Raw genomic sequence first — 14,944 nt, 5'->3', positions numbered from 1 at the left:
AGAAAATTAAAGATTTGCAGAACACCTGTATGACGAATCATATTTCACAAAAGCTTGAGGAAAGGCAACTGGCGGGCAGCACTAGAAAGCTCTTAGCCACTGAAGGTTTGGTGGATTTTGTATCCAACGACTACCTGGGGCTAAGTAGGTCAAAAGCTCTTTTTGAAAGAATAAAAAACTATGATTACAGCCAAGAGATCAACCTCAACGGTTCGACAGGCTCAAGGCTTCTAGCAGGCAATTCTGCTACTGCTCAAACTTTAGAAAGTAAATTGGCTGACATATTTAAAAGTGAAGCCTCGTTGCTTTTCAACTCAGGCTATGTGGCCAATCTTGCCTTGATTTCCTGTCTACCACAACGAGGAGACACCATTCTCTACGATAATCTCTCTCATGTCTGTCTAAAAGAAGGAGCCTTCCTCAGCAAAGCCAATAGATTTCCTTTCCGACACAACGACTGTGAAGATCTCGAAACAAAGCTCCAACAAGCTAGTGGTAACATTTATGTCATCATTGAATCTGTCTACTCTATGGACGGCGACCTGGCTCCTTTTGGTGATATCATTTCCTTATCGGAAAAATATGGTGCAAAAATCATCGTAGACGAAGCCCACAGTACGGGACTCTATGGCGATGGCGGTTCAGGTAAATTGTGCGCCTTGGGACTAGAAGAACACATCTTTGCCAGAGTGCACACCTTTGGCAAGGCGATGGGTGTGCATGGGGCGGTGATCTGTGGATCACAGGAGCTGATTGATTATTTGATCAACTTCGCCAGACCCTTTATTTACACTACTGCGCTTCCCTTGCATAGCTTGTTTTCCATAGATGCAGCCTTTGAACACCTTGCGGAAAATATGGAATTGCAAAAAAGTAGTAAAGAGAAAATTTTCTATTTCAATTCACTATTCAACCAGAAAATTGGCAAGAATGAAAATATGCTTAGAATGGAGAGCAACACACCGATTCAGCCGATCGTAGTTCCAGGAAATGCACGGATAAAGACTATAGCCGAATCGTTGCAAAAGAATGGATTTGACGTGAGGCCTATTCTATCCCCTACAGTGAAGGAGGGATTGGAAAGATTGCGTATTTCTATACATACGCACAACACAGAAGAAGAAATTGCAGAATTAATTAATGAATTAGCCAAACACGCATGAAAAGATATTTTGTAACCGGCATTGATACTGACGCTGGAAAAACGATAGCAAGTGCCATCCTAGTCGAAAAACTGAAAGCAGACTATTGGAAACCTATTCAAGCTGGTGAACCTACCGATTCTGACTCCATTCGTAGTCTGGTCAGTCCTGACAGAATCATCCACCCTGAAGGCATCGTGCTGAAAGCACCCATGTCGCCACATGCCGCAGCAAAGTTGGAAGACATTGACCTTAGAGCTAATCAGCTATCAGTTCCTGAAACAGAAAACAATCTGATCATTGAGGGGGCGGGCGGATTGTTAGTTCCGATCAATGACGAAGAGTTTGTTATCAACTTAGCCAAACAATTTGATGTAGAGGCAATTTTGGTTTCGCGAAATTACCTGGGTAGTATCAATCACACGATGCTATCTATTGCCTACCTAAAACAAAATGGATTTAAGGTTGCAGGCATCATTTTCAATGATACGCCCAACCCAGAAACCGAGCGTTTTATTCTGCAATATTCACAACTGCCATGCCTGGGCAGAATCGGCCAACTGACTGAGGTCACTCCGGCAACTATTCAATCACAACTAAAAAACATCGACCTATGACCAATGCTGAAATAAAAAAAGCTGACAAAGACTTAATCTGGCATCCATTTGCTCCACTGATTAGTCCATTTGAATACATCCCTATCAAGTCTGCCAAAAGAGCCAGACTCTTCACTCATGGTGGAAAAACCATTATTGATACGGTATCATCCTGGTGGGTCAATATTCACGGTCACTCCAATGAATACATCGCTGATGCCATCCACAAACAGGCGTTGGAACTTGAGCATGTCATATTCGCAGGATTCACTCACGAACCCGCAGTGAAACTGGCTAAAAACCTGATGACCATTTTACCAGAAAACTTCTCAAAAATATTCTTTTCGGATAACGGCAGTACGTCTATCGAGGTCGGGCTCAAAATGGCTTTTCAATATTGGTGCAACAAGGGAGAAGAAAACAGAACCAAAGTCATTGCGCTAGACGGAGCGTATCATGGTGATACGTTTGGAGCAATGTCTGTAAGCGCAAGAGGCGGATTTACCAAACCTTTCTTCCCTTTCCTATTTGACATTGAGTCGCTCGATTTTCCTACGGAAGAAAATTTTGAAAAAGTGCTGGCTCACTTTGATGAACTGACCAGCGATCCAAATTGCGCCACCTTTATCTTCGAACCCTTAGTGCAAGGAGCTGGCGGCATGCGTATGTACTCACCAGACATGCTGCAGCAATTGGTGGCACTGGCACAATCCAAAGGCATCATCTGTATTGCAGACGAAGTGATGACTGGCTGGGGACGTACAGGCACCTACTTTGCCACGGACCAAATTGAGGCCAATCCCGACATTATGTGTATTTCTAAAGGGATAACCGGCGGTTCGCTCCCACTCGGTATTACGGCTTGTAGCAAAAAAATAGAAGAAGCCTTCCAAAGCGAGGATTTAGAAAAAGCTTTGCTTCATGGTCATTCCTATACAGGAAATCCTATGATATGCGCGGCTGCCAATGCCAGCTTCGAGCTGTTTGAAGCACAAGAATGTAAAGACAACATCCAACGCATTCACAACAAGCATAAGGCTTTTATCGAGCAGCTCAAGACCTTCGACAACATCGAAAATATAAGACTTACTGGCACCATAGTAGCCTTTGATTTAAAGGGTTTTGGAGAAACGGGATACGATAGCGATGCTCGCAAGAAAATCTATCCTTATTTCCTTGAAAAAGGTGTATTGATTCGACCACTAGGCAATGTGATCTATCTGCTTCCTCCGTATGTAATTACAGATGAGGAATTGGAGTTAGTTTATGAGACCTTACTGGAGTTTTTAAGGGAAGGGTAAGCTAGAGTTACCGCTCATTAAACCCTTTCCCTTCAAATATTTTGGGAAGGCACTTTTGAATTCGGGACTCACGGGTCTTCGATTGTTTGGCCTGAGCGAAATGCAGCAAATATCCTCTTTGCCTTCCGGGTGTCAAAGCCTCGAAGGCAGCTTTGATTTTCGGTTGATCTTTCATGACCTTCTGAAACTCTGCCGGAATATCAAATTCAGAAACTTTCTTGAATTCAACAGCCAGGCCTACACGTTCTACTTCGATTGCCTCAAATATATAAGCTCTCAGTGTAGACTCAGCATCTAGCACCTCCTGAGCTGTAGTAAACTTGAACAACCGTGCCGCCTGGGAGTTTTCACCAGCCTTTTGGAGCAAACCCTCTGCATCCTGCAACAATGCGCCTTTAAAAAAACTCAGTGAAGCGTTGGCCTTAAAGGCACTAATCATGACCACATTTTTGTTTTGGAAGGTATAGCACGGCATGCCCCACTTGGCTTCTTCATTCAGGCCACAACTTAATACAATTCTTCTTAGCTCAGACAGACCCTCGGTCCAAAGGTGAACTTTGCAATTGGGCGTAGCGTAATCGTCGCACCTGCCACAGCCATTTACAAAATAATTGTCTACATCAGTATTCATTGACATTCTTTTATTCCAGCACCCTTACAGATAATATACGTACATCATCCATAGGCCTATCCATTGCCCCCGTTTGCACGGCAGCTATAGAGTCAACGATTTCCAGCCCTTTCACCACCTCACCAAATACGGTATAGTTTTGATCGAGATGAGGTGTACCTCCTATGGATTGATATACTTGTCGGTGGACTTCTGGTATGGTGTATGACTCGAAGGACACATAATCTTTAGCTAAAGCTTTGATGCTATCATTGATCTGAGCATACAGCTCCCAATCCTCTACTTTCTCTGCCTGAAGCAGTTCAGTTACAATGGCATTATTGGAGCTATCATTTTTATAGGCATTTTCCCTGAGCCAACCATTGATACGTCCTTCGGCTACTTCGAGCAAGCTATCATTGAACACTTTGCCCTGAACGATATAAAACTGTGTGCTGCTGGATGCTCTGGCCAAATTCCCATCTCGCGCCGCTCCTAGTGCTCCTTTCTTGTGAAAGAGTGAAGGCATAAACTCTGCATCTATGGTGTAGTCCAGTCCGCCATTGCCTAGCGTGTCGCCAGGCTGTGCATTTTTGCTATCCGGATCTCCTCCCTGAATCATAAAATTCTCTATCACTCGATGAAAAAGCACACTGTCCAATACACCATCATTCGCCAGCTTGATGAAATTATCTCGGTGCTTAGGAGTTTCATTGTATAGCTCTATTATAATCTCACCAGAGTCAGTTATCATCTGGATGCTTGTTCTTTTTTCTTCTGCCTGTTCTTCCGTTTTTTTAGCTGTTTGCGTGCAGTTAATACAAAAGGTAACAACTAGAGTGAAAGCAATGGCTTTGTTCAGGTTTTTCATGTTTTGGATTTATGAAATGAATGGCGCTAATCTAGTGAAACTAGCTGAACTTTAAATTCAAATAGTAGCCCGATACTGTAGAAACAGGTTCACAATATTTTGTCACCTAGGTACAACTGAGTTCCAGAAAAACTTAGTTGATTTATCAAAACAATGAATTCTGATTCCCTCTTTGGCCTCCGACCATTAAAAAAAGTAAACGAGTAGAGAAATCAATCGGTTGGATCGCATCCCAATGCTCCGCCAACTTGCCATCCTTTAGTCTGAAGGTATCAGTAATCACAAATCCTTTGTCTTCGTTTCCACGATGTTTGGCTTTCATGGTAGCGTGACTGTGCAAAATCACATGGTCTTGGTCTGCCATGATCTTCTTCACGTCGAATGAATACTCAGGAAAACGCTTCACCATGTCTCTGACATAACTCACCAACCCTTCCATTTCGCTGGGGATAGCCAAGTTGTGTTGAAGATAAGAACCTCCGGCATAATTTTTTAAAGTATAATCAAAGTCGTGTTCGTTCATCAGGTGTTGAAAGAAGTCAACCACTACGCTCACGTTGGCTCGCTCCTGATCTGACCAATGGGCCTGTGCTAATTTTTCTAAATTGATTTTTGGGATATCTGCTGATGTTGCCATTTTCTATGGATTTAAAAGTGTCCGTTTGTATTGATTGTAGTTTGCTATGATAGATGTAAAGCCTGTTTCCTTGTCCTGCTCCAACTTGTCCAAGCCAGTATGTAGATTAAGGTTGGGATTAAAATCCTGAATATTGTACTTGCTCCACAATGTGAATTCTATCAATACCGGAGTGAGGGCAAGTCCCTTTTCTGTTAAGACATAAATGTTGGTTTTCTTATTGGTGGGTAGCTTGTGCTTTTCTATCAGCCCAAATTCCTCCAACAATTTCAACCTTGACGCTAGGATGTTTGTAGCAATGGCTTCTGGGCTTTCAACAAAATCTTTAAAAGTACTGCGGCCTTCAAAGAGCATTTGCTTGATCACAACCAACGACCATTTATCACCAATGATATCGAGCGCCGAGGTAATGGGACATTTACAACGAAAGTGATTTTCCATTTCTAATTAATTACTTGCAAAACAAAAGTAATGTATTTATTTTTGCTTGCAAAATAAAAGTAATACAAAAAAAATGAAAAAGGTTCTATTAACAGGAATATCAGGTTACATTGGCATGCATTGCGCCGTGGAATTAGTAAAACAAGGCTACGCTGTGCGTGGATCAGTACGTAGCGTCAAAAAAACAGATGCTATCTTAAATGCACTCAACAAGCATGTAGATGTGAATGGTAAAGTAGAATTCTGCGAATTGGATTTACTAAAAGATGATGGCTGGAAAGAGGCTGTAGCTGGATGCGATTTTGTGATGCATGTGGCCTCTCCTTTTTTCTCCAGTATCCCAAAAGATGAAAACGAATTGATCAAACCAGCCGTAGATGGAACCTTGCGTGCCTTAAGAACAGCACATGAAGCTGGCATTAAACGTGTGGTTTTGACCTCATCGATGGTGGCTATGCTAGGTGATGTGACGGGCGACACAAACATTAACCATGAAAGTTGGACTCAGATAGACGCCAAGAATGCCACGGCTTATTTAAAAAGTAAAACACTGGCTGAAAAAAGTGCCTGGGATTATGTAAAGGATAAAGAAATAGAACTAGTAACTGTACATCCTGGTCCAGTGTACGGGCCTACTATAACCAACAATTTGTCAGGCGAGTCTATGTCACTTTTTAAACGAGTGATCACGGGTGAACTAAAGCAAATGATTCATGCGAGTATAAACATGAGTGATGTACGAGATGTTGCTGCTATACATGTGAAGGCATTGGAAAATACTGCTGCCGCTAACCAGCGATTTATTGTAGCCACAGAGGCTGCACATGCCTATTCAGAAATTACGACACTTCTCAAGCAAAATGGCTACAACAAAGTGGGCACTGGCGTGGCACCCAATTTTTTAGTAAAACTCTTGGGACTAGTTAATAACGAAATGAAAGGTATGATGCCCTATGTGGGTAAAGTGTATCAAGGAGATGTAAGCCATACCAAACTCGTTTTCAATTGGCAACCTGTACCCTTTGACAAGATGGTATTAGACACTGCTCAATCGGTGAAGACGGTACTAGACGCTAGATAGTAGAAAAATCGCTGCCTCTATCCCAGTTTTAGGCACGCGTTACAAACGTGCGTCAGAGGTCTCACCTATAACATCTGTCAGTGACTTTGTTGTTCAATATTTACACATGATCCAATTCGAAAAGTCACTGGCATGACTCTTTTCGTTCTCTTCATGAACCACTTCAAATCCATGCTTTTTGTAAAATTCAACATTCTGTATTTTCTGAGTAGTCAGACTAAAAACAGCATTCGGCTGCCTCTCTTTTATCTTTTGAATCTCTTGATTTAATATTTTTGTGCCTAACCCTTTTCCTCTAGACTCCTCATCAACTACCATATTGTTAAGATACCAATGAGGCTCGTTCAGGTTTAAATTTGAAATGCTTTTTTCTATATAATGAGAAACAGACATCATTCTGCGAAATTCTTTTAGTCCCAACTTTACAGGTGCCAGTAGTAAGCCTGCACCTACTTTTTTGTATAAACCTATTTTGTTGTTGGGATTAGTCCAGTAACCCATGGCTATTACTTTTCCACTATCGAACAAGCAAAAGCTCTTAGCACCATTTTGAAGCTGAAGCTTTAAGTTGGCACCTAAAAGCCATTTTAGCTGATTTAATCTTTTGGCTGAATCAGGACAGATGTATTCATGCGCCGGATTGTTATAAAATGCTTCAGCAAGAAGTTTTGATGCAGATTGTAAATATTGGTTTGTTATAGGTTTGGTTTTCATCAATATTGAAGTTGAGGTCGACGTTCTGTGTATAGACAGTAGGGCAGATTTGAAGCACTTTACTTTCGGTTTACCACTAAGCTAAAACAAACATATTTACTTATAAATTTCTTTTTGTTAAATGTCAAAACTTTGCTTTGGCGTTGCCTACTCAAAGAACAGGACTTTCAATTTATCTTTAAATGCCCTATTGGATATACACCTTTTTAGTAACTGGCTTTTTAACTTCTCTCTAAAAATCCTTTCGCAATATTATCTACAATATCGTGGTGGACACTCCATTTCTCATAAACTTCTAATGCCCATTCTTTTATTAATTCTTTGCACTCCCTTTCGTTAGTTGACTTTTCTTTAATATCTGTTGTCGTGATATTCCCTCTTTTAAGAAGTTCAGGCGGGGTCAGATATTCGTCCCGCTTCTGGACCTTGTATTTGTTCAGGTAATCACTGAATTTCGGTGATAATTCATAAGTCCATTTAATCCCATATTCAAATATCAAATGAAGTCTTGACAGATGAAAGTGGTTGTTCCATCTGCCGTGGATTTCGGGGTGTTGTAAAGTGTGTGCGTCCACAATTAAAAATCTATATATATGATTTTCAATATTTGAAAGGTTAATTTCTTGAAATCCAAGATTGAAAATTTCTAAGCATTCGTGAATTCCTCTCTTTGTCTTTGCTCCACAAAATTGACATTGCCCTCTATCTAAAAGTGTAACACTATTCTTTTCAGCTAAATCAATATAATCCTGCATTGTCTTTTTTGCTTGTTGCTAAGAACCGAATATAGTGCATTCCATTTTTTAAAAACGCTTGTAAATGTTTATAAAAAACAACAGCTCCAAACGTTCGTCCGGAGCTGTCTGTTACCTAACCTAAAAATCTATTCTTAAATATCTCTAATGCTGCTTGAAAATCTCATGTTTCATGGATATAAAGAATAGTCAGACGAATACCCTACTCATTGGAGAAATTAATTTTGAATTCGACGTTGCTCTTCCTGTGAAGCGGCAGCTTTGTTGCGTCGCTTTTTGAGTTTGTTGTTGCCAAATGAGCGCGTATAGGTTAAATTGAAGACCTGGTTTTCGAATCTAAACCTTCTTCTGAGGTTGAGATTTTCTTCAGGCACGAGTGTCTCTCCTTTGAAATCCCGACCACTGAATGCATCTGTCAATGACAACTTGAATGATCCCTGGTCGTCCTTTAGTTTTTTCTCCAATCCAAAATTCACAATAGCGTAAGACTGAAACTTTGAAATCCCAAAATAGGATGGCGTACCCATAAAGGCCGACACTTCGAAGGTAAAATTCTTTGGGAGTGTGAAGGTATTGCTGCCATTGAATCGGGCATTGAATGCGGACACGCGAACGGGTGTGTCGAGTTGATCGGTTTCAGAAATACTATAGATTCCTGTCACGGTGTATTGCATCTCCCACCAGTCCGTGACTGTGATGGGCACCGTAATGCTTCCGCTGTAATTGTCTCTGTAGTTCATATTTTCGGCAGATACGAGTTGGGTGCGTCCATTGTCTGCCAGTCTTGGTTGAAAGCCTACAATTGCATCTTCATCGCGACTGTACTGTGCGCTGATCAAAGTAGATTTCCAGCGATACTCTGCCTTAAAATTGTTTGTGATAGCGGGAAGTAAAGCTTCGTTGCCTGTCCAAAAGGTAGTAGGATCCATGAAAATTACAAAAGGGGCTATTTCATTGAATGTTGGACGGGTCACTCTCCGGCTATAGGACAATACCCAACTGTGGTTGTCATTGATGGTCTTGTTGATGAACACACTTGGAAACCACTGGCCATATTCTCGATTGACTACATTTTGTTCGGTGCGACTGTCCAAATCCGTAGTGGTATGTTCATAACGAAGCCCCAAATTGATACCCAACTTTTCAGTGGCCTTAAAACTGATCGAGCTGTAGGCAGCAAGAATATCTTCTGTCATGTCTACTTCTCGAGTCAAATCCGGATCAATCGTAGTGGCTCCATTTTCCACATAGATCACTTGCACAGAGTTGTCCAGGGAATTGAATGCACCCTTCACTCCTGCTTCCAGTTTTGTGTTTTCGTTGATCTGAAAAGTGTAATCTACTCTAGGTACCAGTGTACGCAGCGGCGTCTCCTTACTTGAGCGAATGTCTGGAAGGTTGCTGGTACCATTGGAGCCATCCAGGTCCTGAAAGTTTTGTTGATAGTCTGTAGGATTAGATGAGTCAAAAGTGATATAATCTACCTCAGCGCTAAGGGTATGCCGCTCGCCAAGCTTATGTTCAGCGTTGGCATTGTAAACAAAATAAGTGCTTTTGTTCACTTCATGATTAAGCATCGTTAGCAAATAGGATGGGTTTTCATTAACCATAAAATCCACCGAATTGACCGCGTCCATATTCCAATCTCTATCAAAGAAAGTGACCCCCGCACCTACTAAAGTATTTTTGGTCAGCTGATAGTCGAAGCCCAATTGTGCATTGTGAGAATAGGTAATCGGATCGCGGTGACTGACCGTACTGGTTCTGTTTTCATCTCCTGCGTCAGTGAGGATAATCTTATCATTGCCATTGAGTTGATCCGTATGATCTAGCCGATAAGAATAGTTTCCGAAGATATTCCAACCCTTCTTTCGGTGGTTGAAATTGAGGCTACCTCCTACTTTTTCTCCTCCGCCGTATCCCGTAAATAACGAGAACGAACCGTTGGTTCCTACGTCAGAGGTTTGCTTCAGGACAATGTTGATCAGACCGGCGTCACCCTCTGCTTCGTACTTGGCCGGCGGCGTTGTGATCAACTCCACACTTTCTACATTGTCTGCATTCATTCCTTCCAGCATCTGTACTGCGGCTGACAATGGCATACGGCTGATTTTTCCATTGATCATTACACGAACACCCGATTTACCAGCAAGGGCCAAACTATAGTTGGATCGATCGACGGTAACGCCAGGAGACTTTTCCAATATATCCAGAGCAGATCCTGCACTGGCCGTGATGCTGCTTTGCACATTGATGACCGTCCGGTCAATGCGCTGCTCGAAAATGGGCTTGTCAGCAACTACAACTACCTCTTCTAGTTGTTCGGCATCCTCTGTTAAAAGTATGATTCCTAAGTCATGATTCTCATCTTTAACTTGAATAGTTGAAAAATGGTCTTTATACCCAATCGAAGAAATTCTAAACAAGTAAGCTCCAGAATTTGCATCCAATTTGAAAGCACCTTCAGCATCGGAGACCGCTCCTTTCACCAGAGAAGAGTCCTGTGGATTTAGCAATAATACATTAGCGAAGGAGACACCTGCATTAGCATCTTTCACCACCCCAGATAAGGATACCTGTGCAATGAGTGTAGTGATTGATAAAACATTCAGACATACAGTCAGTAGAGTAAAATTGATAATTCTAGACATTGGCTTTGATTTGAGTTTTCAGAATATTTCAAATTCTGGGTAAGCGATTTTCATCCGTTTGATGAATGGTATTGATGTTTTGGTACGCTAGGTTACGACCTATTTCACTAAAAGATTGGAGCTGTGACTTATTGTGACAAACTATGACAATAAAAAAGGCCAACAGCAAAATTGCTGTTGGCCTTTTGAATAACTATTTCTTTTATCAGAGCAAATTACTGCCTATCATATACCCAAATCAGTTGGCAGCCTTCGCCTTGTTCATGAATAATTTGCAATTCACTAGAGGTCAGTGTGAATCTATCCGCTGCCTCGTTTCCGGTTTCAATATTTAAGATTAGGAATTCACCCGTTATCAAATACGTACCATCATCTTCGTATACATTATCATCCACTTGAAATCGAGTGGTGTATGTTCCATCATCAAGAAAAGTCACTTGAAAGCCATCACAGTCTGTATCAAAGCTATCCGAGCGTTCGCCACACTCTTCTGTGTATCCTCTGTTGCAATCCCATGTTCCTAAGATTTCTGGAGAATCATCTTTACAACTTGAAAGAGAAAATAGAACAATAAAACATAACCACGCGAACTGATTTGAAAATTGATGCATTTAAATTTTAAGGTTTAAAGGTGAGGCACATTGCCTACCTTGACCATGCACAACTACAAGTGTCCGGAAGACTACTTTTCAACTCAGACTATGTTCAAACAACCCGCTCAATGAATACCACCACTTCATGAGTATATTATTGATAAATAGAAAGGGAGATAGTTTAAAACTTGATCATTTCAATCAAGATAGGAAATAATCATGAACAATTTCTAATTACCTTTCTCTATTACCAGTTTCAGTCTTACCGTCAATGATCATTTCCTGTACTTCCTCCTTTTCTTGCTTTGTCAATTGAGGGTCTCGATTTTCTACATCGTCATTGCCTACTTTAAACTGGCAATAAAGTGGCAGGTGGTCCGAACCAATAGGTGATAATGTCTTTAATTCATTTACTTCTACAGAACTAGAATGAAAAAACAAATCAATAGGAAAACGAAACCACCAAAAATTAGCATGAAAGGTGGAAATAAAGCCCCTACCTATTCTTGCATCAAGAAGACCTGAAGTCTTTCTAAACAAATAAGAAGGGCGCGACCATGCCACGCTATTAAAGTCTCCCACGACAATCACTGCTCGATTGGTCTCACTTATTTTTCTTGCCACACAGAGCAGTTCTCCATCGCGTTCTTTGGAAGTTTCTTCTTCGCTAGGACTAGGTGGCGGTGGGTGAACCCCAAACATTTTGAACTGGATGCCGTCGGGAGTAGACAGCTCAATCTCCATACTTGGAACATCGTCAGCAATAAAAAAATGGGTACATACATCATGCATTTCAAGTTTGGTAAAAAAATGCATCCCATAAGTATTCTCCAGGCTTTCAAAATGATAATTTGGGTAATCATCAGTCAATGCGGACATGGCTTCCTCCCAATCACGGTTTGACTCCATGGTCAAAATAATGTCTGGCTGAGTCTCTTTTACCAAATCGATAAACTTGGAATAGTCGGTGTTGTACTGATACACATTGACAGATAATACAGCAATTTCTTCAGAAGGATTCTTCAGTGTAATCTTCGTTGTTGGATACCAAGGAGAATACTTTATAAGCTTTAGAGTGTTCACCAATACCAGTATACCAAGAATGCCCTGCACAATGAGGTGCGATGGATAATCTTTCTGCAAAATCAGTCCCAGTAGAACGGCTAGCACTTGTAATACTGTCAGCTGCAACCGAGCAAATTCGAAGACTCGAAACACCCAGTGTTGTGACCTCACATAAGGCAGCAAACTGACTAGAATGATAATTGATGCTATATAGAAGTATACGCTTGCCATACCATCATTTACATCCCACTGACTTTATTATCAAGGAGCCGTTATTTAGCGTAGCTAATCGATCGCATTTCTCTGATCACTGTGACTTTTATTTGCCCAGGATATTGCATGTCGTTTTCAATTTTTGAAGAAATCTCAAAAGACAAATCGCCAGCTGATTTATCCGTCACCTTCTCAGCATCTACTAACACACGTAGTTCTCTACCGGCCTGTATTGCGTAGCATTTATGGACACCATCAAACCCTAGAGCAAGAGCTTCCAGATCCTTGAGGCGCTTAATATAAGACTCCATAATCTCTCTTCTCGCACCAGGACGAGAGCCAGAAATAGCATCACAGGTCTGAATGATTGGTGAAATCAAAGTAGTCATCTCAATCTCATCATGGTGAGCACCAATGGCGTTGCACACGTCAGGGTGCTCTTTGTATTTCTTAGCCAATTCCATTCCTACAATGGCATGTGGCTGTTCTGCTTCTTCCGGCCATACTTTCCCAATATCATGAAGGAGTCCAGCTCTTTTTGCCTGCTTTGCATTGAGCCCCAGCTCTGAAGCCAGTGTAGCACACAGCTTGGCTACTTCTCTGGAATGCTGTAGCAAATTCTGACCATAAGAAGATCTAAATCTCATACGCCCGACCATCTTGATCAATTCAGGATGCAACCCATGAATTCCCAAATCAATAACCGTTCTTTCTCCAATCTCTACAATTTCTTCTTCTATATTTTTGGTGGTTTTAGATACGATCTCTTCAATTCGAGCCGGATGGATTCTTCCATCAGTGACCAATCTATGCAAAGACAATCGTGCGATCTCTCTTCTTACCGGATCAAAACCTGAAATGATAATAGCCTCCGGTGTATCATCAACAATAATCTCTACGCCCGTGGCAGCCTCCAGTGCTCTAATGTTTCGTCCTTCTCTACCAATGATCTTACCTTTTATATCATCACTTTCGATATTGAAAATGGAAACACAGTTTTCGATAGCATGTTCTGTAGCCGTACGTTGGATGGTTTGAATTACAATTTTCTTAGCTTCTTTCGTAGCTGTTAATTTTGCTTCTTCTATAATGTCTTTGATGTGTGAAGAAGCTTTGGTTCTTGCTTCATCCTTTAGTGTTTCTTTCAGCTGATCAATAGCCTCTGTGGCGGATAGGTTTGATATCTTTTCGAGTATGGAAGTTTGTTCTTGCTTCGTTTTTTCTAGCTCCTCTTTTCTGCGCTTTACTATTTCCATCTGCGCATCGAGATTCTCCTTCTGACTTTCAAGTTCTGCTTCAGTACGCTTGTTTTGTTCTATCTGCTTAGATACATGACTTTCCCTTTGCTTGACTTTATTTTCGTTGGCAATGATCTGATTTTTCTTGCGATTGGCTTCTTCCTCAAACTCAGATTTTTTCTTCAAGAAGTGCTCTTTGGCCTCAATGGCTTTTTCTTTTTTGACATTTTCGGCATTGATAGTTGCCTCTTTGATGATCATTTCAGCTTGCCCTTTAGCTTCAGAAAGACGTTTGCCCTCAGCTCTTTTGGCCAAAAATTTGCTAATGCCAAAACCCACAGCCAATCCGCCCAGGGTCGATAATATGATAAGTAGTGTGTTGTCCATGATATATATATTTATCATGGCACGGGTGCAAAGAATGCTTAGCAGAAATGAATATTATAATTCAGCAGAGACTAATCGGTTTAATTTAGAAATTTGATCCATCGCCACCTCGTCCGTGGTTTGTCGCAGCTCAGTAGCTCTAAGCTTCTCTACGAAGCTATCAATGGCCACCATCGCCAATAGATCCTGTTTATCATCAATACCAAATTGATCTTGAAAAGACTTAAGTCTTTCATTTATTTTCTTACCCGCTTCACGAATAGTTGCTTCTTCACTAGCTGCTACCTTCATGGGGTATTCTCTGTTGCCTATTTTTATTTTTATTGATAACTCTGTCATTGAGACTATTCTATTCGCTCAATTGAGCGATACATTTATCAACTTCAATTATATATTCATTCAGCATGTCACTCAAATCTGCAGCACTATGGGTACTGTTCACAACCATGCCATTCACAATTTTACTAATTTTATCTTGATTTTGAAAGCTGGATATTTCCTCGCCCTTTTGGTCGAGTTGCTCTCGCAAATCACCGTTCTCTTTTTTCAGGACTCTGATCTCCTCCTTCATTTTTTGATGATCACTGATCAACAAAACTAATTTTCGTTCCAGGTGGCTGAGTTCTGAGCGTAGAGGATTGTCTGACAT

The 14,944-nt window shown here is 41.1% G+C and carries 16 protein-coding genes; 4 read left to right on the top strand and 12 right to left on the bottom strand.

Annotated elements, in window-relative coordinates; translation table 11 throughout:
* Positions 1 to 29 precede the first annotated feature (29 nt).
* Genes ACO6S2_RS07675 through ACO6S2_RS07665 form a run of 3 tightly spaced genes read left to right on the top strand, consistent with a single transcriptional unit; the run spans position 30 to position 3,039 of the window.
* Complete coding sequence (locus tag ACO6S2_RS07675; protein ID WP_422361912.1) at positions 30 to 1,163, top strand: aminotransferase class I/II-fold pyridoxal phosphate-dependent enzyme; 1,134 nt, start codon at positions 30 to 32, stop codon at positions 1,161 to 1,163.
* The gene (gene bioD / locus ACO6S2_RS07670; RefSeq protein WP_422361911.1) at positions 1,160 to 1,759 is read left to right on the top strand and encodes a dethiobiotin synthase; all 600 of its coding nucleotides are present in this window, start codon (positions 1,160 to 1,162) and stop codon (positions 1,757 to 1,759) included. Before ACO6S2_RS07675 ends, bioD begins: the two co-directional genes overlap by 4 nt.
* Complete coding sequence (locus tag ACO6S2_RS07665) at positions 1,756 to 3,039, top strand: adenosylmethionine--8-amino-7-oxononanoate transaminase (RefSeq protein ID WP_422361910.1); 1,284 nt, start codon at positions 1,756 to 1,758, stop codon at positions 3,037 to 3,039. The genes bioD and ACO6S2_RS07665 overlap by 4 nt, the downstream gene beginning before the upstream one ends.
* Before the next feature lie 7 nt (positions 3,040 to 3,046).
* Here ACO6S2_RS07665 and ACO6S2_RS07660 read toward each other — a convergent pair whose 3' ends face one another.
* The 4 genes from ACO6S2_RS07660 to ACO6S2_RS07645 form a co-directional block, all read right to left on the bottom strand.
* Positions 3,047 to 3,670 carry a YdeI/OmpD-associated family protein gene (locus ACO6S2_RS07660; RefSeq protein ID WP_422361909.1) on the bottom strand — a complete coding sequence of 208 codons (624 nt, stop codon included), beginning with the start codon at positions 3,668 to 3,670 and terminating at the stop codon, positions 3,047 to 3,049.
* 10 nt (positions 3,671 to 3,680) lie between these two features.
* Positions 3,681 to 4,520: a peptidylprolyl isomerase gene (locus ACO6S2_RS07655; RefSeq protein ID WP_422361908.1), complete on the bottom strand. Its 840-nt coding sequence runs from the start codon at positions 4,518 to 4,520 to the stop codon at positions 3,681 to 3,683.
* Between the two features lie 145 nt (positions 4,521 to 4,665).
* Complete coding sequence (locus tag ACO6S2_RS07650) at positions 4,666 to 5,157, bottom strand: ester cyclase (protein WP_422361907.1); 492 nt, start codon at positions 5,155 to 5,157, stop codon at positions 4,666 to 4,668.
* Positions 5,158 to 5,160: 3 nt separating this feature from the next.
* Positions 5,161 to 5,598, bottom strand: coding sequence for a winged helix-turn-helix transcriptional regulator (locus ACO6S2_RS07645; protein WP_422361906.1), 438 nt, complete (start codon positions 5,596 to 5,598; stop codon positions 5,161 to 5,163).
* A gap of 73 nt (positions 5,599 to 5,671) precedes the next feature.
* Here ACO6S2_RS07645 and ACO6S2_RS07640 point away from each other — a divergent pair, with 73 nt between their 5' ends.
* On the top strand, positions 5,672 to 6,679 hold the full coding sequence (locus ACO6S2_RS07640) for an NAD-dependent epimerase/dehydratase family protein (protein ID WP_422361905.1): 1,008 nt from the start codon (positions 5,672 to 5,674) through the stop codon (positions 6,677 to 6,679).
* A 93-nt stretch (positions 6,680 to 6,772) separates the two neighbouring features.
* Here ACO6S2_RS07640 and ACO6S2_RS07635 read toward each other — a convergent pair whose 3' ends face one another.
* The 8 genes from ACO6S2_RS07635 to ACO6S2_RS07600 all read right to left on the bottom strand — a co-directional run bounded on the left by ACO6S2_RS07635 (position 6,773) and on the right by ACO6S2_RS07600 (position 14,944).
* Entirely contained in the window at positions 6,773 to 7,393 is a 621-nt protein-coding gene (locus ACO6S2_RS07635) for a GNAT family N-acetyltransferase (RefSeq protein WP_422361904.1), read from the bottom strand.
* A gap of 221 nt (positions 7,394 to 7,614) precedes the next feature.
* Entirely contained in the window at positions 7,615 to 8,148 is a 534-nt protein-coding gene (locus ACO6S2_RS07630) for a DUF5946 family protein (RefSeq protein ID WP_422361903.1), read from the bottom strand.
* A 218-nt stretch (positions 8,149 to 8,366) separates the two neighbouring features.
* Positions 8,367 to 10,799: a TonB-dependent receptor domain-containing protein gene (locus ACO6S2_RS07625; RefSeq protein WP_422361902.1), complete on the bottom strand. Its 2,433-nt coding sequence runs from the start codon at positions 10,797 to 10,799 to the stop codon at positions 8,367 to 8,369.
* 215 nt (positions 10,800 to 11,014) lie between these two features.
* Complete coding sequence (locus ACO6S2_RS07620; RefSeq protein ID WP_422361901.1) at positions 11,015 to 11,410, bottom strand: lipocalin family protein; 396 nt, start codon at positions 11,408 to 11,410, stop codon at positions 11,015 to 11,017.
* A 216-nt stretch (positions 11,411 to 11,626) separates the two neighbouring features.
* On the bottom strand, positions 11,627 to 12,688 hold the full coding sequence (locus tag ACO6S2_RS07615; protein ID WP_422361900.1) for an endonuclease/exonuclease/phosphatase family protein: 1,062 nt from the start codon (positions 12,686 to 12,688) through the stop codon (positions 11,627 to 11,629).
* Between the two features lie 41 nt (positions 12,689 to 12,729).
* Positions 12,730 to 14,295 (bottom strand): ribonuclease Y, encoded by a 1,566-nt coding sequence (gene rny, locus ACO6S2_RS07610; protein ID WP_422361899.1) that lies wholly within the window; start codon positions 14,293 to 14,295, stop codon positions 12,730 to 12,732.
* A 54-nt stretch (positions 14,296 to 14,349) separates the two neighbouring features.
* Entirely contained in the window at positions 14,350 to 14,634 is a 285-nt protein-coding gene (locus tag ACO6S2_RS07605) for a cell division protein ZapA (protein WP_422361898.1), read from the bottom strand.
* A gap of 10 nt (positions 14,635 to 14,644) precedes the next feature.
* Positions 14,645 to 14,944: a hypothetical protein gene (locus ACO6S2_RS07600; protein ID WP_422361897.1), complete on the bottom strand. Its 300-nt coding sequence runs from the start codon at positions 14,942 to 14,944 to the stop codon at positions 14,645 to 14,647.

Origin of the sequence: Reichenbachiella sp. (genome assembly GCF_965233835.1) — a bacterium.
Taxonomy (GTDB): Bacteria; Bacteroidota; Bacteroidia; order Cytophagales; family Cyclobacteriaceae; genus Reichenbachiella.
The sequence above is the reverse complement of the archived record's forward strand: the minus strand, read 5'-3'. Positions and strand labels throughout refer to the sequence as shown.

Coding starts and splice junctions, on each gene's coding strand:
- ACO6S2_RS07675 (WP_422361912.1), top strand. CDS start 30: ATGACGAATCATATTTCACAAAAGCTTGAGGAAAGGCAACTGGCGGGC.
- bioD (WP_422361911.1), top strand. CDS start 1,160: ATGAAAAGATATTTTGTAACCGGCATTGATACTGACGCTGGAAAAACG.
- ACO6S2_RS07665 (WP_422361910.1), top strand. CDS start 1,756: ATGACCAATGCTGAAATAAAAAAAGCTGACAAAGACTTAATCTGGCAT.
- ACO6S2_RS07660 (WP_422361909.1), bottom strand. CDS start 3,670: ATGAATACTGATGTAGACAATTATTTTGTAAATGGCTGTGGCAGGTGC.
- ACO6S2_RS07655 (WP_422361908.1), bottom strand. CDS start 4,520: ATGAAAAACCTGAACAAAGCCATTGCTTTCACTCTAGTTGTTACCTTT.
- ACO6S2_RS07650 (WP_422361907.1), bottom strand. CDS start 5,157: ATGGCAACATCAGCAGATATCCCAAAAATCAATTTAGAAAAATTAGCA.
- ACO6S2_RS07645 (WP_422361906.1), bottom strand. CDS start 5,598: ATGGAAAATCACTTTCGTTGTAAATGTCCCATTACCTCGGCGCTCGAT.
- ACO6S2_RS07640 (WP_422361905.1), top strand. CDS start 5,672: ATGAAAAAGGTTCTATTAACAGGAATATCAGGTTACATTGGCATGCAT.
- ACO6S2_RS07635 (WP_422361904.1), bottom strand. CDS start 7,393: ATGAAAACCAAACCTATAACAAACCAATATTTACAATCTGCATCAAAA.
- ACO6S2_RS07630 (WP_422361903.1), bottom strand. CDS start 8,148: ATGCAGGATTATATTGATTTAGCTGAAAAGAATAGTGTTACACTTTTA.
- ACO6S2_RS07625 (WP_422361902.1), bottom strand. CDS start 10,799: ATGTCTAGAATTATCAATTTTACTCTACTGACTGTATGTCTGAATGTT.
- ACO6S2_RS07620 (WP_422361901.1), bottom strand. CDS start 11,410: ATGCATCAATTTTCAAATCAGTTCGCGTGGTTATGTTTTATTGTTCTA.
- ACO6S2_RS07615 (WP_422361900.1), bottom strand. CDS start 12,688: ATGGCAAGCGTATACTTCTATATAGCATCAATTATCATTCTAGTCAGT.
- rny (WP_422361899.1), bottom strand. CDS start 14,295: ATGGACAACACACTACTTATCATATTATCGACCCTGGGCGGATTGGCT.
- ACO6S2_RS07605 (WP_422361898.1), bottom strand. CDS start 14,634: ATGACAGAGTTATCAATAAAAATAAAAATAGGCAACAGAGAATACCCC.
- ACO6S2_RS07600 (WP_422361897.1), bottom strand. CDS start 14,944: ATGTCAGACAATCCTCTACGCTCAGAACTCAGCCACCTGGAACGAAAA.